Source organism: Thiomonas sp. OC7, from assembly GCF_900634595.1.
GTDB classification, from domain to species: domain Bacteria; phylum Pseudomonadota; class Gammaproteobacteria; order Burkholderiales; family Burkholderiaceae_C; genus Thiomonas; species Thiomonas arsenitoxydans.
On the sequence record NZ_LR131953.1, the window covers coordinates 3,592,359 to 3,613,450 of the forward strand.

22 protein-coding genes and 1 pseudogene are annotated in these 21,092 nt (G+C 65.0%); 3 read left to right on the plus strand and 20 right to left on the minus strand.

Annotated elements, in window-relative coordinates:
- Window positions 1–30 precede the first annotated feature (30 nt).
- Entirely contained in the window at window positions 31–528 is a 498-nt protein-coding gene (locus BIO17B3_RS17285) for an Rrf2 family transcriptional regulator (protein WP_172978991.1), read from the plus strand.
- A complete protein-coding gene (locus tag BIO17B3_RS17290; RefSeq protein ID WP_094161281.1) occupies window positions 495–1,424 on the plus strand; it encodes a Crp/Fnr family transcriptional regulator in 930 nt (309 codons plus the stop codon). Before BIO17B3_RS17285 ends, BIO17B3_RS17290 begins: the two co-directional genes overlap by 34 nt.
- Before the next feature lie 15 nt (window positions 1,425–1,439).
- Here the strand turns inward: BIO17B3_RS17290 and BIO17B3_RS17295 are convergent.
- The 18 genes and pseudogenes from BIO17B3_RS17295 to BIO17B3_RS17380 all read right to left on the minus strand — a co-directional run.
- Window positions 1,440–2,053, minus strand: a pseudogene (locus BIO17B3_RS17295) (transposase); the annotation flags it as partial.
- A gap of 371 nt (window positions 2,054–2,424) precedes the next feature.
- Entirely contained in the window at window positions 2,425–3,711 is a 1,287-nt protein-coding gene (locus BIO17B3_RS17300) for an arsenic transporter (RefSeq protein ID WP_094161282.1), read from the minus strand.
- 4 nt (window positions 3,712–3,715) lie between these two features.
- Window positions 3,716–4,198 (minus strand): CBS domain-containing protein, encoded by a 483-nt coding sequence (locus BIO17B3_RS17305; RefSeq protein WP_156054953.1) that lies wholly within the window; start codon window positions 4,196–4,198, stop codon window positions 3,716–3,718.
- Window positions 4,185–5,609 carry an FAD-dependent oxidoreductase gene (locus BIO17B3_RS17310; RefSeq protein ID WP_141202417.1) on the minus strand — a complete coding sequence of 475 codons (1,425 nt, stop codon included), beginning with the start codon at window positions 5,607–5,609 and terminating at the stop codon, window positions 4,185–4,187. Before BIO17B3_RS17310 ends, BIO17B3_RS17305 begins: the two co-directional genes overlap by 14 nt.
- Before the next feature lie 10 nt (window positions 5,610–5,619).
- On the minus strand, window positions 5,620–6,129 hold the full coding sequence (locus tag BIO17B3_RS17315) for an arsenate reductase ArsC (RefSeq protein ID WP_156054954.1): 510 nt from the start codon (window positions 6,127–6,129) through the stop codon (window positions 5,620–5,622).
- A 1-nt stretch (window position 6,130) separates the two neighbouring features.
- Complete coding sequence (arsA, locus tag BIO17B3_RS17320; protein ID WP_094161283.1) at window positions 6,131–7,909, minus strand: arsenical pump-driving ATPase; 1,779 nt, start codon at window positions 7,907–7,909, stop codon at window positions 6,131–6,133.
- Window positions 7,910–7,926: 17 nt separating this feature from the next.
- Window positions 7,927–8,271: an arsenite efflux transporter metallochaperone ArsD gene (gene arsD, locus BIO17B3_RS17325; protein WP_094161284.1), complete on the minus strand. Its 345-nt coding sequence runs from the start codon at window positions 8,269–8,271 to the stop codon at window positions 7,927–7,929.
- A gap of 78 nt (window positions 8,272–8,349) precedes the next feature.
- Window positions 8,350–8,829, minus strand: coding sequence for an arsenate reductase ArsC (locus BIO17B3_RS17330; protein ID WP_013106999.1), 480 nt, complete (start codon window positions 8,827–8,829; stop codon window positions 8,350–8,352).
- Between the two features lie 4 nt (window positions 8,830–8,833).
- The gene (locus BIO17B3_RS17335; RefSeq protein ID WP_013106998.1) at window positions 8,834–9,205 is read right to left on the minus strand and encodes a helix-turn-helix transcriptional regulator; all 372 of its coding nucleotides are present in this window, start codon (window positions 9,203–9,205) and stop codon (window positions 8,834–8,836) included.
- A 175-nt stretch (window positions 9,206–9,380) separates the two neighbouring features.
- Complete coding sequence (locus BIO17B3_RS17340) at window positions 9,381–10,484, minus strand: NAD(P)/FAD-dependent oxidoreductase (RefSeq protein ID WP_156054955.1); 1,104 nt, start codon at window positions 10,482–10,484, stop codon at window positions 9,381–9,383.
- 32 nt (window positions 10,485–10,516) lie between these two features.
- Entirely contained in the window at window positions 10,517–10,840 is a 324-nt protein-coding gene (gene fdxA / locus BIO17B3_RS17345) for a ferredoxin FdxA (protein ID WP_013106996.1), read from the minus strand.
- Window positions 10,837–11,649 carry a uroporphyrinogen-III C-methyltransferase gene (gene cobA, locus BIO17B3_RS17350; protein ID WP_013106995.1) on the minus strand — a complete coding sequence of 271 codons (813 nt, stop codon included), beginning with the start codon at window positions 11,647–11,649 and terminating at the stop codon, window positions 10,837–10,839. Before cobA ends, fdxA begins: the two co-directional genes overlap by 4 nt.
- Window positions 11,649–12,959, minus strand: a complete 1,311-nt coding sequence (locus BIO17B3_RS17355) for a sulfate adenylyltransferase subunit 1 (protein ID WP_156054956.1) — start codon at window positions 12,957–12,959, stop codon at window positions 11,649–11,651. Before BIO17B3_RS17355 ends, cobA begins: the two co-directional genes overlap by 1 nt.
- A complete protein-coding gene (gene cysD / locus BIO17B3_RS17360) occupies window positions 12,959–13,918 on the minus strand; it encodes a sulfate adenylyltransferase subunit CysD (RefSeq protein WP_156054957.1) in 960 nt (319 codons plus the stop codon). The genes BIO17B3_RS17355 and cysD overlap by 1 nt, the downstream gene beginning before the upstream one ends.
- Window positions 13,915–14,775, minus strand: a complete 861-nt coding sequence (locus BIO17B3_RS17365) for a phosphoadenylyl-sulfate reductase (protein WP_156054958.1) — start codon at window positions 14,773–14,775, stop codon at window positions 13,915–13,917. Before BIO17B3_RS17365 ends, cysD begins: the two co-directional genes overlap by 4 nt.
- Complete coding sequence (locus tag BIO17B3_RS17370) at window positions 14,772–15,458, minus strand: DUF934 domain-containing protein (RefSeq protein WP_156054959.1); 687 nt, start codon at window positions 15,456–15,458, stop codon at window positions 14,772–14,774. The genes BIO17B3_RS17365 and BIO17B3_RS17370 overlap by 4 nt, the downstream gene beginning before the upstream one ends.
- 12 nt (window positions 15,459–15,470) lie before the next feature.
- Window positions 15,471–17,330 (minus strand): nitrite/sulfite reductase, encoded by a 1,860-nt coding sequence (locus BIO17B3_RS17375; RefSeq protein WP_156054960.1) that lies wholly within the window; start codon window positions 17,328–17,330, stop codon window positions 15,471–15,473.
- Window positions 17,331–17,335: 5 nt separating this feature from the next.
- A complete protein-coding gene (locus BIO17B3_RS17380) occupies window positions 17,336–18,103 on the minus strand; it encodes a sulfite exporter TauE/SafE family protein (RefSeq protein WP_013106989.1) in 768 nt (255 codons plus the stop codon).
- Here BIO17B3_RS17380 and BIO17B3_RS17385 point away from each other — a divergent pair.
- Window positions 18,098–18,664 carry a hypothetical protein gene (locus BIO17B3_RS17385; protein ID WP_141130616.1) on the plus strand — a complete coding sequence of 189 codons (567 nt, stop codon included), beginning with the start codon at window positions 18,098–18,100 and terminating at the stop codon, window positions 18,662–18,664. The genes BIO17B3_RS17380 and BIO17B3_RS17385 overlap by 6 nt on opposite strands.
- A 102-nt stretch (window positions 18,665–18,766) precedes the next feature.
- Here the strand turns inward: BIO17B3_RS17385 and BIO17B3_RS17390 are convergent, their stop codons facing one another.
- Window positions 18,767–19,810 (minus strand): alkaline phosphatase family protein, encoded by a 1,044-nt coding sequence (locus BIO17B3_RS17390; RefSeq protein ID WP_013106987.1) that lies wholly within the window; start codon window positions 19,808–19,810, stop codon window positions 18,767–18,769.
- A gap of 538 nt (window positions 19,811–20,348) precedes the next feature.
- Window positions 20,349–21,056 carry a hypothetical protein gene (locus BIO17B3_RS17395; protein ID WP_094161291.1) on the minus strand — a complete coding sequence of 236 codons (708 nt, stop codon included), beginning with the start codon at window positions 21,054–21,056 and terminating at the stop codon, window positions 20,349–20,351.
- Between the last annotated feature and the right edge of the window lie 36 nt (window positions 21,057–21,092).

Below are 21,092 nucleotides of genomic sequence, written 5' to 3' on the forward strand. Positions count from 1 at the left end.
GGTCCTGGGGCAAACATGCGGAGGCGATGCATGAAACCGACCCATCAGGAACAGCTTGTACTCGAGGTGATGTTGGCCCTGGCCAGGGCGCGCAGTGGGTCCGCCAGCGTGCGGGATCTCGGAGCGGCGCTGCAGATGGCCCCGTCCACCCTGAAAACCTTGTTCGAGCGCTTGATGGACGCAGGACTGCTGCGCTGCAAGTCCGCCCCTGATGATTGTTATGGGCTGGCACGCGCGCCACGTTGGATCACCGCGGCGGATATCGTTCTGGCGAGCCAACAAGGGCCAGGCGGGCCCGCCCGTGGCCAGCTGATCGGAGCGCGGAACCGGGCCAGCCTGGAGGCCACCGCATTGCGGGCACTCGAGACGGCCTTGAATCGTTGCAGTATGGAGTTTTTACAAGCGATCACGCTGCAGGATCTTGCTCTGGGCATGCCAGGCTGTGGGAACGCACGCTCCCATGCGTTCCAGCGGGAAGCACCAAGGCATCGCCCATGCGCCGCAAGTCAACCGGGAGCGCGAACGTGACGAGCCGGCAGCACAAGGGCGAGGGCGTCCGCAAGGGCCGCGCCCAATGCCACCAATGCGCGATTCGCGCACAGTGCGTCTTCAAGCATTGGCCCCTGGAGGATCTGGGCGCCGTTGCCGAGAATATTGACGACGTGGAGTATGGCCCCCGGCAAGCGCTCTACGAGCCTGGGCTGCGCGGCGACCATGTTTACGTGATCCGCACCCATCTCGTCACGCTGGCTTGCATCGAACCCGACGGCCAGCGCCGGATTTCCCGCATCGCCAAACGCGGGGACGTGATCGGATTGGAGAGTCTGGTCACCCAGCCCTTCCTGCATCGGGCTTCACCCGTCAAAACCGTGCGGGTCTGCCGCATCCCCATCACATTGCTCCAGAACGAGGACGCAGGGCGGTGCGGTTCGGACCTGGACATGCTGCTGGAGCATTGGCATCGTGCCCTGCAGCAGGCGGACGATGGGTCCTGTCTCTATGGGGGCCAGCGTCCCGTGACACCGCGGATGGCGCAATTGATCTTGGCGCTGACGGACGCGCCATCGGGTGAAACGCTGTTGCTGCCCAAGCTGGACGATCTGGCCGCCCTGCTCGGCGTGGCGATGGAGTCGGCCAGCAGAGCGTTGTCTCGGCTCAGGCAACGCGGTTGGCTCGTGCGACTGGGGCTCGGCCGCTACGCCATCGAACGCGACGCGCTCGTGGCCTATGTGCAGGTCCGGAAGCCGCTTTCGGCCCGGCAGCGTCGCGCGGGTATCGTACCTGGCGCCAAGAGGCTACAAGCTGAAGCGGGGTCTGCCCCGGCCACGCAGGCATCATCTCCGTCCACCGTTCCTCACCGCCGGTCCGGCGGTCAATTTGTCGGCATGGATCATGCGTCCATGCAGAATCGGCGGCTGCCTTGATTTCCTTTTCCCAGATAGCTCGGCAGCGCAGGCGCTGCTCTTGCGATACAGCCTGCTCTCAGGGTCGCTCGTCGAGGCATGCGTGGCGTGGCTGCGCGACTCGCCGTGCCAGTCCTCGGGCGGCCTGTCGTCATCGCTGCCATCCTTGCGCCGCACGCTCTTGTGGCTGGCCCACGCGTGGATCAGCGTGTCGTCCACGCCGAAGTGCTCGCCCGACAGCAGCCCGGGCCCCTGGGCCATCTCCACCGTTGCGTTGAATAGATCCGTGACAGCGTCGAATTCGATCAGGCGATCGCAGTTCTTGCTGAACACCGAGTGGCTCCGCACCGTGTCCTCGATCAACAGCCCGACAAACCAGCGAAACAGCAAGTTGTGGGAGATCTGCTCGGCGAGCTGGCGCTCCTGTACAACACCTGCAGCAGCATCGCACGCATGAGCTTCTCCGGCGCGATGCTCGGGCGCCCGCCCTTCGCATCGGCCTCGTACATTACCGAGAACTTCGCGTCTATCTTCGCCAGCGTCTCGTTCTTCCACTGGCGGATCGTGCGCAGCGGATGCGCCTGAGGCACGAACTCCTCCAGCTTCAACGTGCTGAACAGCGCCTCGTTGTACGCGTCGGCTCCTCGCATTCTCTTCCTCTCCCCGCTGGTCGCTGCTGCCAGCCATCCTCGTCGAACCAGGCGCGGCGCGCCAGTTCTTCAACGGCCTGCTGGGGTGTCATGCAGCCATGAACGCGCAGGCGACATCCGTCGCAGACCGTGAGTCGATCCCTGGATCCTTGATCGTGGCCTGTTTATCCGCGGATGAGGCAGCGGCAGTGGCGGCCAAGCTGGCACAAACGCAACTCGAGCTGCCCGATTTTCGGGCTTTCGTGGAATAGGCTTCGCGCGTGGCAATGCCACTGTTCTCGGCATCGCCGATCGATGATGAGAACGGGTCTGGCTGTGTAACGCATGTTGCCATGGACCCGCTTCGTATCCTGGCACGTGCGATGGACGCTTCAAGCCAGACTCAGACGCAGTGCGAGCGCGGTCAGCGTGATCAGTAGGACGGGCACGGTCAGCAGGACACCCACCTTGAAGTAATACCCCCAACCGATGGTCATGCCCTTGCGCGCGAGCACGTGCAGCCAGAGCAAGGTGGCCAGACTGCCGATGGGTGTGAACTTGGGGCCGAGATCACAGCCGATGACATTGGCATAGATCATGGCCTCGCGCACCGGGCCGGTGGCGTTCGTCGCAGCAACGGAGAGCGCACCCACAAGGACCGTTGGCATGTTGTTCATCACCGAGGAGAGGAATGCCGTCAGAATCCCGGTGCCGAACGCCGCGCCCCACACGCCGTGGCCCGCAAAAACATTGAGCAGGTCCGCCAGATACCCAGTGATCCCGGCGTTGCGCAGCCCATACACCACCAGATACATCCCCAGCGAGAAAATGACGATCTGCCAGGGTGCCTCGCGCAACACCTTCCGGGTGCTGATGACATGGCCGCGCGCAGCCACGCCGAGCAGAAGCAGCGCACCGAAGACCGCGACGGCGCTGACCGGCACGCCCAGCGGTTCAAGACCAAAGTACCCGAGCAGCAGGAGCGCCAGCACCACCCACCCGATGCGGAACGTGGCAGGATCGTTGATGGCCTCATGCGGCTGTTTGAGCTGCGCCATGTCGTATTGGGCGGGGATGCCGGGCCGGAAATAGAGCAGCAGCACGACCAAGCTGGCGGCGATCGCGGCGATATCCACCGGGACCATGATCGCGGCATAGGCGTTGAAGCCGATGTTGAAGAAATTGGCCGAGACGATATTGACCAGATTGGACACCATCAATGGCAGGCTGGACGTATCGGCGATGAAGCCGGCGGCCATGACGAAAGCCAGCGTTGCCGCCGGACTGAAGCCGAGCGCCAGCAGCATCGCCATCACGATCGGCGTCAAAATCAGCGCTGCGCCGTCATTGGCGAACAAGGCCGCCACGGCTGCGCCCAGCAGGACCAGGAAGGCGAAGAGTCCGCGCCCGTTGCCGCGCCCCCAACGTGCCACACGCAGCGCCGCCCACTCGAAAAAGCCGGCTTCATCGAGCAACAGGCTGATGATGATGGTGGCAACGAAAGTAATGGTGGCGTTCCAAACGATGTGCCAAACCGCCGGAATATCGGCGAGATGAATCACGCCGGTCAGAAGGGCGGCAATGGCGCCGAAAGTCGCGCTCCAGCCGATGCCCAGCCCGCGTGGTTGCCAGATCACCAAGACGAGCGTGGCGATGAAGATCAGCAGTGCGATCAGCATCGGCTCAGTTCTTGCGCATGGGGTTGAAGGCATCCGGGCCGCTGTTGGCCAGGCGCTTGACCAGATCGAAGCGCGAGATCATGCCGACCAGCCGTTCGTGCTCGATCACCGGCAGGGACTTGATGCTGTGATCCACCAGCAGACGCGCGGCCACGGTGACATGGTCTTCGGGTGCCACGGTGAGGACTTCCCGCGTCATGACCTGCGCGGCCGTGCGGCCCTCGGCCTTGTCCGGCTCCGGCGTACGCCGGCGAAACACGGAGCGGTAGAAGTTCTCCTTCCAGACCGATTCGCGCGGCTCCAACCGCTCGTCGGCCGCACGATGCACCAGGTCGCCCTCGGTCACGAGGCCGAGCAGGTGTCCCCCGGCATCGGTCACCGGAACGCCGTTGATGCGGTGCTCGATCAAGATGCGGGCGATCTCCGCCACGGGCGTCTCCGGTGCGATCCGGATCGGGTTCGGGGTCATCAGGTCACGGACTTTCATGCTGTGTTCCTTTCTCAAGATTTGTGGGTCGATCGGCGGTGAACGACTTGTCAGCACCGGTTTTCACCGCGCTCATCCAGGCCTGCGCTCCCATCTGCACCGGATCCCAGGGACTGCTGAACGGAGGTGTGTAGCTGAGATCGAGATCGTTCAAGTCTTCGACGCCCATGCCGTGGAACAGGGCTGCTGCGAACACGTCGATGCGTTTCGACACCTCCGAACGCCAGTGGCCGAGGATCTGCGCGCCGAGGAGACGACCAGTGCGGCGATCACCGGTCACCCGGATGCGGAGCTTCTGCGCTCCAGGGTAGTAGGCCTTGTGATCCCAGGTTTCAGTCTCGATGGTGACGGGATCGAAGCCGGCCGTGCGCGCCTCGGCTTCGCGCAAGCCCGTCCGTGCGATCGCCAACTCGAACACCTTCACGGTCTGGCTGCCGACCGAGCCCGCGAACAGACGCGCCCCGCCCACCGCATTCTCGCCAGCCACGCGGCCCTGTTTGTGCGCGGTCGTCCCGAGTGGCAGGTAGGCTGACCGCTGGAGTATCCGATGCCAGGTCTCGACGCAATCACCTGCGGCCCCGATGCCGGGGATCGTGGTTTCCATGCGCTGCGTGACGCGGATGGCGCCCGAGGGCCCCAGTGCAATCCCAGCCGTGGCGGCAAGGGTGGTGTCAGGGCGCACGCCGGTGGCGACCAGCACCAGATCGGCAGTGGCGGCAAACCCGCCCGAACCCGACACCGTAAGACCGCGCCGGTTGCCGGCGGCTTCGATGCGCTCGACGGTGCAAGCGGCTACGACCCGCACGCCATGGCGTGACAACTCCTCCCCGATCAGTCTGCCGAACGACGGATCGATGCTTGGGAACACGGGATCGGTATGGCTTACGAGCGTGACATCGACCCCCCGATGCCGCAGCGCGTCGGCCATCTCGACGCCGATATAACCCGCGCCGACGATGATGGCCGAACGCGCTTCGCTGCCCATGAGACGGCTCTGGACAGCGAAACCATCTCCCATGGTATGCAGGCCATAAACGCCGGGGAGATCGAGGCCGGGCAACCCTTGGGGACGGACTGGGACGGCACCGGTGGCGATGATCAGGTGGTCATAGCGCATCGTCTCCGCACGGCCGTTCGCCCCGCGCACGACATCGACCGTCTGGGTCGCTGGATGAACCGATACGGCCCGATGGTTCGTCAGGATGTCGATGCCGTCGAACGCGGTGCGATGGGCGAGCTGCCGGTGATCCGGCGTCTCGCCGCTGAGGTAAAAGGGCAGGCCGCAGATGCTGTAGTTCGGGTATTCGTCGGCCAACAGGACGGATATCTCGGCTCGGGGATCGATCTCGTGAGCCTGCAGCGCCGCGCTGATGCCCGCGTCGCTGCCGCCGATGACGAGGAGGCGCGTCATGCTGCTCCCTTCATGGGTATTCGGAGCGTTGTTGGCCCAGATCACGCAACTGGGTTTGCAGCGACATGCGGTCGATCTTGTCGATGGGCAGGGCGAGGAGCGGGCGGATGCGAGCGGCGATTTGAAAGTGCACGTTGGCGAAGGCCTTGAGTTGACGCTCACGATCCCCGACAACCGCGGCTGGATCAGCGAAACCCCAGTGGGCGGTGATGGGTTGACCAGGCCATGCGGGACAGGCTTCGCCAGCCGCCTGATTGCAGACTGTAAAAATGAAATCCATCGATGGCGCATCCGGCGCCGCAAACTCCGTCCAGCTCTTGCTGCGCAAGCCGCGAAGGTCATAGTGCTGACCGGCGAGAACTTCGAGCGTGAGCGGATGCACTTCGCCGCGAGGACGACTGCCCGCGCTGTACGCCTTGAACCGATCTCGACCGAGATGGTTCAAGATGACTTCTGCCATGATGCTGCGCGCGGAATTGCCGCTGCAGATGAACAGGGCGTTGTAGATTTTTGCGGCCATGTCAGGCTCTTTCGGTGATGAGGCTGGGGCGGGGAGCCAGTTCCAGCAGGCGATCGACGCCGACCGGCTCTTCTTTCAACAGTGGCACGACCGCGTAGCGCCGGGCATGGCGGGTCGCGACGGCGTCGATTTCCCGCAGTTCGTGGCTGGCACGCTGACGCAGCAAGAGCGAGTTCGGCGCGGCGGCCGCGATGCTGTTGTTGATGATCCAGGCCCAGGGCTCGATCCCGGCGCGGCGCAGGTCGGCTTGCAGGTTTGCCGCTTCCAGTACCGGGGTGGTTTCGGCCAATGTCACGATCAGCACCTTGGTCTGCCCGGCGTCCTGCAACTGCATCATCGGGGTGGTGTAGTGCAGCCCGGTGCCGGCCATCTGGCGGACGATTTCTCGATGATAGGCGCCTGTCGCGTCGAGCAGCAGCAAGGTGTGGCCGGTCGGTGCCGTGTCCATCACCACGAACTTCTTGCCAGCCTCGCGGATGATGTGCGAGAAGGCCTGGAACACCGCGATTTCCTCGGTGCAGGGCGAGCGCAGGTCCTCGTCCAGCAGCGCCCGGCCTTCCGCATCGAGCCGCGCGCCCTTGGTGGCCAATACATGCTGCCGGTAGCGCTCGGTTTCGATGTGAGGGTCGATCCGGTTGACCGTGAGGTTGTCCAGCGCGCCGCTCAGGGTCTCAGACAGATGCGCGGCCGGGTCGGACGTGGTGAGGTGTACCGGCAGGCCGCGATGGGCCAGTTCGGCCGCGATGGCGGCGGCCAGGGTGGTCTTGCCCACGCCGCCCTTGCCCATCAGCATCACAAGACCGCGGCCGTCTTCGGCGATGTCGTCAACCAGCTCGGACAGACTGGGCGCATCAAGCGCGACTGGAGCTACATCATCGTTGGGTGCTTGCGAGGCCGTCGTGGCCAGCAACTGGCGCAAGGCATCCAGCCCGACCAGGTTGAAGGGCTTGAGCGCGACCCGATCGCGGGGCAGGGCCTTGAGCACCTCGGGGATCGTGTCCAGTGCGGCCTGTTCGTGCGTGCAGATGGCTGCGGCCAGAGGGTCGTGCGCGGCTTCTTCCGGTGGCAGGACGCCGTTGATCACCAGATACTGCTGCGACAGGCCAATACCCGCGAGTTCCGCATGGGTGCGTGCAACCTCCCGCAAGGTGGCTTGCTGGGCGCGGGCCACCAGAACCAGGCGGGTGCGCTGGGCATCGGCCAAAGCCTCCACTGCCGCCTTGTATTGGGCGCGCTGCTTGCCCAGTCCGGCCAATGGGCCGAGGCAGGATGCATCCCCCTTGTCCGCTTCAAGGAAATCGCTCCACGCGCCGGGCAATTGCAACAGCCTGATGGTGTGGCCGGTCGGGGCTGTATCGAAAATGATGTGGTTGTAGTCAGCGGTCAGGGCCGAGTCGGTGAGCAACGCGGTGAATTCGTCAAAGGCGGCGATTTCGGTGGTGCAGGCGCCGGAGAGCTGTTCCTCGATGCCGTTGACGATGTCGTCCGGCAGCGTCCCGCGCACCGGGCCGACGATGCGCTCCCGGTACTGCTGCGCCGCTTGCTGCGGGTCGATTTCGAGAGCCGACAGGCCGGGCACACCATGGATGCGAGTGATCGTGTTGCCGATGGCCTGGCCGAACACCTGGCCAACGTTGGACGCCGGATCGGTACTGACCAGCAGCACCTGTTTGCCTTGCCCGGCAAGGTGCATGGCGGTGGCGCAGGACAGCGATGTCTTGCCCACGCCACCTTTGCCGGTGAAAAAGAAAAAGCGCGGCGGCAGTTCGAGAAATTTCATGACGGTATTTCCCGCGTTCAGCAGCAGCCCTGCGCGGCTTTCGACTCTGCTGCCGGTTGTGAAATGCCTGCCCAGCGAGCCAGCTCCATACGGTTGGGGTAGCGGCCCGCCAATGCCACTGCACCGTCCACCAGAACCAGGGGCAGGGCTTCCTGGCCGGAGCGTTCCAGGAATGCTTTGACCGTCGGGTTTTCGGCGAATGCCAGCGGTTGCCGGGCCAGATTGAAACGCTCGATCTGCGCACCGTTTTGCTTGGCCCAATCGGCGTCGGCCGAGAAGCGGACCAGTTCCTGATCGACATCCACACCGCACACGCCTGTGCTGCAGCACAGGGCCGGGTCATAGACTTGAATCTTTTTCATTTCAATACTCCTGCTCAAGTTGCAATGTTGCTCATGAAAAAGGCGATACCTCGCGACCGAGTTATCGCCTCGTCAGCTTCAAGGCGCCAGCAAGCCGATGTGTTCGAGTTCCGTCCTGAGCGCGGCGGGGTCTTTGCGCAGACTGTCCATGGGTGATGCCAGCAGGGCTTCGATGCGCGCACGCAAGATGCGGTAGGCGTGTGCAAATGCGGCATTGATTTGTTCTTCGGATCCGGTCGCCTTGGCCGGGTCGTCGACACCCCAATGTGCGCGCAGAACCGGGCCAAGATAGGCCGGGCAGGTCTCGCCTGCGGCGCTGGCGCACACCGTGATCACGATGTCGGGGGTGACAGGCAAGCTGTCCCACGACTTGCTGAAGAGCCCTTCCGTTGGAATGCCTTCACGTTCCAGCAAAGCCAGCGAGCGTGGATGCACCTGGCCGGTTGGATGGCTGCCCGCGCTCATGGCGTGCCAGCCCTCGGGGGCCAAGTGGTTGAAGGTGGCTTCGGCCAGCACGGAGCGGCAGGAGTTACCAGTGCACAAAAACAGGATGTTCACGTTGTCAGCTCTCTTGTGGCGTTGAAGAAAGGGGAGGAAGCACGCTCTCTGCGCATGGCGATGCGGCACGAAGGTCCACACAGTGTTCGGGATGACCGGCGCAGCATTCCTCGGTGAGATAGCCGATCAGATCCAGCATCAACGGAATGTTGGCCCGATAGCGTTGGAAGCGACCTTCCTGCTCGACCGAAAGCAGGCCGGTCTGCGTCATTGCTTTGAGGTGGAACGAGGTGTTGTTCGGCGGCAGGTCGAGTGCCGAGGCAATCTGCCCTGAAACCATGCCTTCCAAGCCTCGCTTGACCAGCAGGCGGTAAATGTCGAGCCGGATGCCTGAGGACAGGGACTCGAAAATTCGAATGGCAACAGATTTTTCCATGGTGCAACTATACAATGTGTATTGCAGCGTTGTCCAGTGATTGGATGCCTTGCACGCTGCCAATCTCGGGTCGCCCCAGGCGCATACATTTGGCAGATACTTTTGCTGGTGAGCGTCCCAGGAGCGGCGTGCCGCCCAGCCCCTCGTAAGGGTCAAGGAACCTTGGGGGTTTCAATCAATCGAAGACGGGAGTTTCGACGCCAAGCACCTTATGCAGTTTGGGGCTGGTGGTGGTGTACTGGAGGTGGATTTTCTTGTCCGGGAAGATGGTGTGGGCGGCGCCGAAGGCTGCCAGCGCGGCTTCGTGGAAGCCGCAGAGGATGAGTTTTTTCTTCCCCGGGTAGGTGTTGATATCGCCCACGGCGAAAATGCCCGGGATGTTGGTTTGGAACTTCTCCGTGTCGACCCGGATCTGCTTGCGCTCCAGGTCCAGGCCCCAGTGGGCGATGGGGCCGAGCTTGGGTGACAGGCCGAAGAACACCAGCAGCATGTCCAGCGGCAGGCGCCGGGTGATGCCGTCGTTGCCGGTGAGCTTGACCTGCGACAGGCGGCCATCGCCGTCGGCCTCGAACCCCGTGATCTGACCGACGACGAACTGCATCGCGTGCTGCTCGCACAGGGCGTGCATCTTGGCCACCGAGGCCGGCGCGGCGCGAAAGCCGTCGCGCCGGTGCACGAGGATGACGCTTTCGGCGCGGTGCGCGTCATCCTGGGCGAAGTGCAGCGCCCAATCCAGCGCCGAGTCGCCGCCGCCGACCACCACGAGATTTTTGCCGGCGAAGACCGCGGGGTTCTTCACGCGGTAGAACAACTGCGTGCCCTCGAAGGCGTCCAGCCCCTCCACTTTGAGGGTGCGCGGCTGGAACGAGCCCACGCCGGCGGCGATGAACACCGTCTTGGTGAGCAAGGTGGTGTCCTTGGAGGTGCGCACGACGAAGCGCCCGTCGTCCTGGCGCTGCAGCTCCGTCACGTCCTGTCCCAGATGGAAGGTGGGCTTGAACGGCTCGATCTGCTTGAGCAGGTTGTCGGTGAGTTCCTGGCCGGTGCACATGGGCACGGCCGGAATGTCGTAGATGGGCTTGTCCGGATAGAGCTCCACGCACTGGCCGCCCAGGTGCGACAGGCTGTCGATGACGTGGGCCTTGATGTCGAGCAGGCCGAGTTCGAAAACCTGAAACAAACCCACGGGACCGGCGCCAATAATGACGGCATCGGTCTCGATCGGCGGGGCGCTGGCCAGGGCCGCGTCGGCGATGGCCGGATTGATGTGCATTTCCATGAGGGATGAGGGGGCGGTCGGAATCCGGATGTTCAGCGCTCGAGAAACTGCAGCTTGCCGGGTTTGCCATTCCATTCTTCGCCGTCCGGCGGGGCGGGCTTGCGCTTGGTGATGCTGGGCCAGCGGCGCGACAGTTCGGCGTTGAGGGCAATGAATGCTTGTTGGTCGCCAGGGACGTCTTCCTCGGCGAAGATGGCGTTGGCCGGACACTCGGGCACGCATACGGCGCAGTCGATGCATTCGTCCGGATCGATCGCCAGGAAGTTGGGGCCTTCGCGGAAGCAGTCCACCGGGCAGACGTCCACACAATCGGTGAACTTGCACTTGATGCAATTTTCGGTCACGACAAAGGTCATCGGGGTTCTCCGCGATGCGAAACGATGTCTGCGGGCTGCAAACGCGGTCTGGCGATACTGTGTGCTGCAAGCGGCAGCGCAGCATGGGATGCACGCGAAACGGCCATGGCGTATGGCGAAACCGGGTGCGCTCCGGCGCCGACAATCACCACCGTCGGGCGACCACTGTGCAGCAGACAGGCCTGCGCCAGATTGGTCAGGGCGTGGCTGCTGCACAGCCGGTCCGGAAAGCCGGTACGGGAGACCACGGAGACTTCGGTCTGCGGTGCCCAGCCCGTTGCCATCAGTCGGCGTGCCAGCGCGCCGAGCTGCCGACCGGCCATGTAGAACACTTCGGTGTCGGCACAGCGGCTGGCGCGCAACTGTCCATCGTGGGTCATGGCCGTACTCAGCGCCACGCTGCGCCCGCGTCCGCGCCGTGTCAGCGGCCGGCCGGCATCGGCTGCTGCGGCCAGCGCCGCGGTGACGCCGGGCACGATTTCGATGACCGCGCCGGAGCCGTGCAATGCAAGCAGTTCCTCCTCGAGCCGACCGAACACGCTGGGGTCGCCGCCCTTGAGCCTGACAACCAGACGATGGCGCGACGCGCAGCGCACCAGCAGGGCGTCGATGCGCTCCTGCGCCGTGGCGTGGCTGAAGCCGCGTTTGCCGACATCGATCCACCGGGCTTGCGGCGCCAGTTCGCGCAGCGCAGGATCGACCAACGCGTCGCACAGTACGACGTCGGCCTGCGCGAGCAGGCGAGCGCCACGCAGGGTGATCAAGTCGGCAGCGCCAGGGCCGGCGCCGATGAAGACGATGCGGCCCATTACTGAACCGCTTCAACCAGCAGCGCGCCGCTGGTGCGATGACTGGCGGGATCAACGACGATCATCGCTCCCGCCACGCGATTGTCGACAAAAGTCGTCAGTGGCAGTGCTGACTGCGCCTGCAGGCGCACGCGGCCGATATCGTTGACCGCGAGCGTCTGCGCATCGACGTCCGTCAGGGTGTGAATGTCCAGCCGACTGCAGATGGCCGTGATGTGTCCTGCCACCCAGCGGTGCCCGTGGCGCAGCCAGTATTTGCGGCCGATGACCGCTGGCTCCGTATCCAGCCAGGCCAGGGTCGCTTCGAATCTCTGGATCGCATCGGGCTTGGGAGCTGAGAACAGCCCGACACTTTCGATCCAGTCACCCCGTGAGATGTCCACCTGGCGGTCGAGCACCAGTCCGGCCGACTGGCCCGCGGCGCAGCCATCGACGGCGACTCCCGCACGCCGCACCGCGACGACCTCGGCGCTCTCGCCGCTGGGGTGGATGCGGATCTTGTCGCCGGACTGGACCTGGCCCCTGGCGATGCGGCCCCAGACCGTGCGCGGCTGGTGGCCCAGGCCGTCGCCTTCGCGCGCCACGTATTGCACCGGCAGCAACAGGGAGCCGGTCTGCGGCTCCTCGGCGGCGGGCAGGGCTTCGAGCCATTGCAACAGGGTCGGCCCGGCATACCAAGGCCAGGACGTCGAGGCGATGGCGATGTTGTCGCCACGCAGCGCCGACACCGGCACGATGCCGGCGGGCGCGATGCCGGCCTCGGCGGCGAAGTCCAGCAGCGCATCGCGCACCGCCGCGAACGCAGCCTCGGCATCGTCCACGGCGTCGAGCTTGTTCACGGCGAACACGATGGACGGCAGGCGCAGCAGGCGCGCCAGCAAGGTGTGGCGCCGGGTTTGCGGCAGCAGGCGCAGGGGCGCGGCGCGCCAGTCGAGCTTGGTGATGTCGATCAGCACCACCGCGGCATCGCTGCCGGCGGCGGCCGTCACCATATTGCGCGTGTACTGCTCGTGCCCCGGGGCGTCGGCGATGATGAACTTGCGCCGCGGCGTGGTGAAGTAGCGGTAGGCCACGTCGATGGTGATGCCCTGCTCGCGTTCGGCCTCCAGCCCGTCGGTGAGTTGGGACAGGTCGATGCTGCCGCCCGCGGCCCGGCGTTGCAGGGCATCGAGCTGGTCGGCCAGGATGGCGCGGCTGTCGAGCAGCAGGCGGCCGATCAGCGTGCTCTTGCCATCGTCCACGCTGCCGGCGGTGAGAAAGCGCAGCGCCTTGTGGCGGTGTTCGCCGTTGGCATCGTTGTGCGTGTTCATCAGAAATAGCCTTCCTTCTTGCGCCGCTCCATTGAAGCGTCGGAGGTGCGATCGTCCATGCGGGTGGCGCCGCGCTCGCTCAGGGTCGCGGTCAGGGTCTCGGCGACGACTTCCGCCGCGCTGGCCGCCGCGCTTTCCACCGGGCAGGTGCAGGTCATGTCGCCCACGGTACGAAACCGCACCCGGGCCGTCTCCACCGCCTCGCCGGGCCGCGGCGGCGTCACGGCGGTCAGCGGCACCAGCAGACCCTTGCGGCGCAGCACCTGGCGCGGATGGCTGTAGTACAGCTTGGGCAGGGCGATGCTCTCGCGGGCGATGTACAGCCACACGTCCAGTTCGGTCCAGTTGCTGATGGGGAAGGCACGGAAATGCTCGCCCGGACGCAAACGCGTGTTGAACAGCGACCACAACTCGGGGCGCTGCTCCTTGGGTTGCCACTGGCCGAAGTGGTCACGGTGGCTGAAGATGCGTTCCTTGGCACGCGCTTTCTCTTCGTCGCGCCGGGCGCCGCCGATGAGGCAGTCGAAGCGGTGCTGCTCGATGGCTTCGAGCAGGGCCACGCTCTGGTGCGGGTTGCGCGATTCCAGCGCATGGCCCAGGCGCACCGTGCCACGGCGGATGGATTCGTCCAAGTGTGCGACGATCAGCGCGTCGCCCGAGGCTTTGACGAGGGCGTCGCGGAAGTCGATGACTTCGGGGAAGTTATGCCCGGTATCGACATGCAGCAAGGCAAACGGCAGCCGGCCGGCGTAAGCCCCGTTGGCCTGGCGCTGCTTGAACGCCTTTTCCGCCAGGCGCAGCACGACGCAGGAATCCTTCCCGCCAGAGAACAGCAAGGCCGGGCGCTCGAAACCACCCGCCACCTCGCGCAGGATGTAGATGGCTTCCTCTTCCAGAGCGTCGAGATGACGGTGGTCGATCTGCGGCAACAGGCGTTCGAGATCCAAAGGGGCGTTCATGCGTGGGCTCCTGTCGGTTCCGCGACGATGGTTGGTTTGGCGATCGGTTCTGCGACGAGGCCGTCTGCGGCGGCTCCATGCTGTCCGTCGCGTGGGTCGCGGGCAACGAGGCGTTGCCCGACATGCAAGCCGCATTCCTTCACCCCCTCCTGCTCCCACCACCAGCGCCCGGCGCGGATGTCCTCGCCCAGCGCGACGGCACGGGTGCATGGAGCGCAGCCGATGCTGGGAAAGAATTGGTCGTGCAACGGGTTGTAGGGAACGGTGTGCAGCGCGATGTAGTGCCATACGTCGCCCTGTGTCCAGTCGAGCAGCGGGTTGAGCTTGGTGCGGCCTTGCGCGTCACTCTCACGCCGTGCGGCCCGGCCGCGCGCGGGCGACTGTTCGTGGCGCAGCCCCGTCACCCAGGCGGCACGGCCTTGCAGCATGCGGGACAGGGGTTCGAGCTTGCGCAAGGCGCAGCAGGCATGGCGCAAATCGACGCTGGCGTACATGGCCCGCGGACCATGGCGCGCGACAAAGTCGCGCGCCGCAACCGCGTCCGGACGCCAGGTTTCGATATCGAGACCATAGTGCTGCCGCGCACGACCGAGCAGCTCCAGCGTCTCGCCGTGCAGCATGCCGGTGTCCAGCGTGGCGATGGCGATGGGCAGCGCATGCCGCGCGATCAGGTCGGTCAGGACCATGTCCTCCGCACCCAGGCTGGTGGCCTGCACGATGCGGCCGGCGAATTCCTGTGCTGCCACGCGCAGCGTGGCGAGCGCGTCCTGCACGCGCTGGTCGAAATCGGCACCGGGTTTGGCGTACAGGGCCGGCGCCGAGCCGTGCGGCGCAGCGATGGGGATGGCGCGCTTCATGCTGCGATCTCCAGGGCAAGACCAGGCCGCCCCAGATTTGCTTCGCCCTCGCGAGAGACGGGCCAGCCGGCCAGCCCCTGGAGCCGTTTCAGAAAGAGCGGTTGCGGATCGAGCACGTCACCCTGGTAGTAGGCCGGCTGCGGATGCGGGCTCGGCGGCGTCGCAGCACCCCCATCCGTCGACCCTCGAACTCCTCCCGAGCGGGGCAAGGAAACTGGGGAACTGGCCTGCGCCTCCTGGAGTGCCGCGTCGTCGAACCCAGGCCACAGCCCCTCGAAAAACTGCAGTGCCCGCTGTGCGGCCTGCAGGCTCTGGCCGGGGCGCAGCACCGCGGTGTCGAACCCGGTCCGCGCCAACGGCAGCGCCATGTCCACCAGCACCTCGCCGGTGGCGCGCAGCTCGCCACGGTAGCCCAGGCGCACCCGCAACAACCGGGCCTGGGAATAGGCACGACCATCGGTCCATTTCGGGAACCGCAGCTCGACGCTGGCGAAGCGCGACAGATCGATGGCGAGTGTGCGCACGTCAAGGTCGTTGGGAAGCACCAATCCGGCGATCCCAGGCGTGGGCCAGGTCGCGCTGGCCGTCTGCCACTGCTCGGGCGTGAACAGGAGAAGCCCGCCTGCGCCCGGCGCCAAGTCCGTGGCGCCACGGGCGCCGTCTGCGGAAGTGATGAATTTCATGCGCGGAGATCCTCAAGAAAACGCAGGGCCGCCCCAAGTTTTCTTAACCCCCATGGATGGCGGGTCGGCTAGCTGACCTTGGGGGCGCTCATGCGAAGCCGGTCGGCCGCCCGGAGTTTTCGCATCTCCTTCGGGTGCGGACTGCTGCGGGGCAGCGGCCTGGGGGTGTTCCTGGGTCGCGATCGCGCGGCGCACGGCATCGGCCGCAGCCTTGAACGGCTGCGCACCGACGTGGCGGGCGAAGGTTATGAACAGCTCGCCGGGCTGGCGCTGCCGCAAATACAGGGCGATCAAGGCCTCGACCACATCCGGAACTTCCTCGGCCGCGAACGAGGGGCCGATGATCTTGCCGGGCGAGGCCGCACCGCCAACCTCCGAGCCATCGCCGCCGCCAACGGTGATCTGGTACCACTCGGCACCGTCCTTGTCGACACCAAGGATGCCGATATGGCCACTGTGGTGATGGCCGCAGGAATTGATGCAGCCGCTGATGTTGAGGTCGATGTCGCCGATGTCGAACAGCTCGTCGAGGTCGGTGTAGCGCTCGGTGATGGCCGCCGCGATGGGAATGGAGCGGGCATTCGCCAGGGAGCAGAAATCGCCGCCGGGGCAGGCGATCATGTCGGTCAGCAGGCCGATGTTGGGCGTGGCGAAGCCGGCTTCCCGCGCATCCCGCCACAGCGCATGCAGGGCGGCGGCGCTCACCCAGGGCAGCACCAGATTCTGTTCGTGGCTCACGCGCAGTTCGCCGTGGCTGTAGCGCTCGGCGAGGTCGGCGGCGGCGCGCATCTGCTGGGCCGTGACGTCGCCCGGCGCCTGGCCCGCGCGCTTGAGCGACAGGGTCACGGCGCGCAAGCCGGGGATGCGGTGCGTGTGCACGTTGCGCTGCAGCCAGCGTAGGTACGCCGGCTCGTGCGCGGGCGCTGTGGCAAGGGCAGCGGTCGCATCCGGCGCATCCGGCCGCACACCGTGAGGCGGCGCAAACTGCGTAGCCACGCGGTTGAGTTCGTGCAGGGTGATGAGGTGGGCGGCACCGCCCGGATCGCGCTGCAGGATGTCGGCGAACTCGCGCTCGACGGCCGCGGTGAAGCGCGCTCCTTCGGCCTTCACCAGCATCTTGATGCGCGCCTTCCAGATGTTGTCGCGCCGCCCATAGCTGTTGTAGACGCGCAGGATGGCCTCGACGTACACCAGCAACTGCTGCCAGGGCAGAAAATCGCGAATGACGTCGCCGATCATCGGCGTGCGACCCATGCCGCCGCCCACCTGCACGCGAAAGCCGATCTGGCCGTGCTCGTCGCTCAGTGCCTGCAGGCCGATGTCGTACCAGCCGGCGGCGACGCGGTCTTCGCGCGCGCCGCTCACGGCGATCTTGAACTTGCGCGGCAGGTAGGCGAACTCGGGGTGCAGGGTGCTCCACTGGCGCAGGATCTCGCAGAACGGCCGCGGATCGACGATTTCGTCCGGCGCGATGCCGGCGAACACATCGCTGCTGATGTTGCGCACGCAGTTGCCGCTGGTCTGGATGCCATGCATGTCCACCGCGGCGAGGCGGTCCATGACGTCGGCGCTGTCGGCCAGGGCGATCCAGTTGTACTGCAGGTTCTGGCGCGTGGTGAAGTGGCCGTAGCCACGGTCGTATTCCTCGGCGATGTCGGCCAGGGCGCGCAATTGCTGGCTCGCCAGCGCGCCGTAGGGAATGGCCACGCGCAGCATGGGCGCATGGCGCTGGATGTACCAGCCGTTTTGCAGGCGCAGCGGCTTGAACTCCTCGTCGCTCAGGCTGCCGGCCAGATGGCGCTCGAGCTGGTCGCGGTATTGGGCGGCACGGGCGCGAATGAAGCGGCGGTCGAAATCGGTGTACTGGTACATGGCGCTCAGGCAATGATCTTGAAGCCGGCGAACGCCAGCGTGGCCGAGAGCAGCACGCGGGTCATGCGCTCGGGAAGAAAACGGGTGAGTTGGGCGCCGAGCCAGATGCCTGGAACCGAGCCGACCAGCAGCGCCAGCACCAGCGGCCAATCGACATGGCCCAGCGCCGCATGGCCGATGCCCGCCACCAGGGTCAGCGGCACGGCATGGGCGATGTCGGTGCCGACCAGTTGCCGCGCCGTCAAACGCGGATAAAGCAGGAGGATGCAGAGCGAGCCGATGGCACCGGCACCGACCGAACTCAGCGTGACCAGCACCCCCAGCACCGCACCGAGGGCGATGGTCAAGCCCGGCTTGCGCGACGGCGGCAAGCGCGCTTCGAGCCGCAGCGCCAGCCGCTGCCAGAACCCGCGTGACATCACCGCGGCGGCGGTCAGCAGCAAGGCGGCGCCGAGGGCCAGGCTGAGCACGCCGAACCAGGCCTTGTCCGCACCCGAGGCATGCATCGCCACGAGGGTGGCGAGCGCCGCGGGCAGGCTGCCGGCGAGCATCAGCCCGGCAATGCGGCGATCCACATGCCCATGGCGGTGGTGCGCCACGGCCCCGGATAGCTTGGTCAGCGCGGCGAACCACAGATCGGTGCCGATCGCCACGGGCAGGTCGAGCCGGAACACGCCGAGCAGCAATGGCGTCACCAACGAGCCCGCGCCAACCCCCGTGGCGCCGATCAGGGCGCCCGCGGCGAGGCCGAAAAGAGTGGCTTGGGCATGCATCAGTGGAGCTTTTCTGGGGTTGATGATGACGGTCGAATCCTAGGGACGGGCCGCACCAAAGCAAACGACAGTCTTCTCATACCGATAGATGCCAAGCGATATAAGCAAGGAAATAAAACCTCAAGATGGACTGCGGCCATGTATCCAAGTTGTGAGCGGCCTTTATCCCTGGACACGGGGTTCTGCGCGGAAATCGTTGGGCACCACCATCGGGTCAACGATCTGTTCGTTGGCGGCATCAGCGCCAACGACAAGCTGATCTACGTCGATGACGTGATCAAGGGTCGCCTGTTGGACTGTAAGATTTTGATCCAGCAAGCTGTCAACAACATCGCCGCGATGCGCTGCTACGTCGCATCGAAGCTCGGCGAGGAGGTCGATGTGCCAGATGAACTGAAGGCATGCATGACGCCCAAAATCACTTGGGATGGCCCGAAGTTTGGGCCAGTCAACTTGGTGGACGGTGTCTCCGGCTGTTCCCCGAGTTCCTGGTGCAGCTTTGCATCATGCACATGGTGTCGCGCGTTACCACCAAGCTGGACGCCGCGAGCGTTGGAGTGAGCATAAGGAAGTTGGCTGGATAGACACTCCATGCCGACATTGCCGATTCGCCCCGAATGGAAAGCAAGAAGCTCCCTGTTCAAGGGCGGATAGATCGGCGTATCAGTTTGCAAAGAATGAGGCTAAGTCACTCACCTGGTCGTCGCTGGTGAAGGCGAGCAAGGGAAGGTCCCACGACTCCTCGATCGTCTTGAGCATCGAATAGTGATTCGTCGCCTGATGATCCACCATGTGATATGGATGCATGCTGGAAATCGCGATCAGCGGCACATTGGCTCCCCCGTAGACGCCACCTTGTGGGAAGACCTGCGCACCCGGTTGCAAAATAGGGCTGTCCGGAGCGCCCTGAGTATTGGCCCAGCCTCCGTTAGCCGTGTTTCCGTCGTAGTCGCCCTCGTCCCAGGTGATGAAGATGACGTTGTTGCCGTTGTTCCAGATCGGCGACTGCATGATCGCCTTGACCATCTGACCAACGAATGCGTCGCCCTGGCTGTAGAGCAGTTGGGTGTTGCTGTAGGGGCACGCTGAACCTGACATGCCGTGCATGTCATGACAAACGTCAGGGGTGATCCAAACATACTTGGCAACATCACTGATACGAAGGGCTTGGGTCAGATTTCGAAGCGGCTGAACATGCGATGCTTCCTGCGGGTTGGCGTAGACGTTCTTGAACAGCATGAATGGATCATGCTTGAGGACGTACAAAGCAGAGCTTGCACCCCCAGCAGAAAACTGCCCCGTGAATCCCGCATAGGGGATCGATTGCATGTACGCCGCCCAAGAGATGTGGCGCGCATTCAGGGAATCGACGATGTTGCTGTGATTGAACTGCTGTGTCGGATCGTCGCTCTGGCTCCACCAGTTCGAGCCCGAAATCGCGGCCACGTAGTTGGGCAAACTCGGGTGGGTGACACCGTAGTAGTTGTCGGCGTAGCCGAAGGTGTTGATCAGGCGGTTGATCATTGGCATCTGGGGATTGCCAACCACGTTCTGGGCACCGGTGTTTTCCATCATGATGATGAAGACGTGGTCGAACCGCGGAATTTCGCGCTCGTGGTCACGGCCATGCATTGCATCAGCGCTGGCAGAAACGGCAAGGGACAGCATTGCAGCGGCGAGCAAAGTCTTTCCAAACTTGAGATTCATGGATTCCTCCGATGAGTGGCACAACTGGGAACTCGTACGCTAGGTATCGCGCGTGTCAGGCCCATGAAGGCAAGAGCCAAAGATGCAATCGGATGCAACAGTGAGATCGTCGACGTGTTTTTTCGCATTCGTACCCTGGTCAGGGGCGCGCGCGTGGATCGGCCTTCGGGCGATCACCTCGCCCGCACGGCGCCTCAGGTGCTGGACAACCAAGGGTCTTGCCGCTCCATCGGCACAGGGGCCGGATATAGCCCTCGCATTCGAGTTTGCGCGCCAGCGCTGGCTGATCGGTTGACGCTCGTGCCCGACGACGAGCACGAAGCGTCTGCCGCTGCGGGTGGACGCTGCGCTGCGGGCGCCTGCGGCAACGAGCGGGATCAACAGAGCGGAGGGACGGTCTTCACACATGCGAATCTCCGGATGACGTGGGCAACCTTGCGGACGCACCGCGAGCGCGTCCGGAGCCAGGTCATCGTCCTCATGGAGAGGTCGTTTCGGAAGATGCATGGCAGACGCCGCGCGACGAAAATCAACGGGTTCAGCGCCACACAGCATCGTCGGCGGCGATGAAGGCCTCGATTGCCCGGAGCATCCAGCGGTGATGGTGCTCGAGCAGCCAAGTCATGCTCAGAACCCCCAGGCCAGCCAGCCAGAAGCTGACCAGTCGGGGGCTGTCGGCCGGCAGCCAGGCCAGAATGCCGACCCAGATCAGCAAATTGACCCCCGCAGCCCAGGCCCAGCGGCGTGCCTGCGTCCAGGGATGCCGGATCGAGGCGTCCAGCACCTCGGGCCGCCACGGCGCCAGCACGCTGCGCAAGGGCAGGGCCTGGACAGCAATCCCCGCGTTGCGATACAGCGCCCGCCACCAGGCATCGGCCCGCCCGAGTTGCAGCACCCCATGGCCGTACAGCAGGCCGATGGCCAGGCTCAGGGCCAGCAGCAGGTGGCGTCCTTCCGCCGAGCTGCCCACCAAGACATGACCGGCCACGGCCAGGGCGATGACCAGAGGCGGCGTGCACAGCGTCACGACGACCATGCCAGCCAGCAGGCGGTGTGTGGCGCGGAGCCGGGCCTGCTGCAGCGGCATGCCGGCGCGGGCCGCGCGCTGTGCCAGGCGCCGGCACCCGCGCACGCCGGCTGCGGCGTCGCTCCAGAACAGGGCCAGGGTCAGGTCGCGCAGCCGAGCAGCGAGGCCTGCATGCGGGAGGGAAGCAGAGTCGGAATCGAAATCGAAATCGGTTTGCATGGTGATCTCCAGAAAAGGTTGGTGATCACCATCACA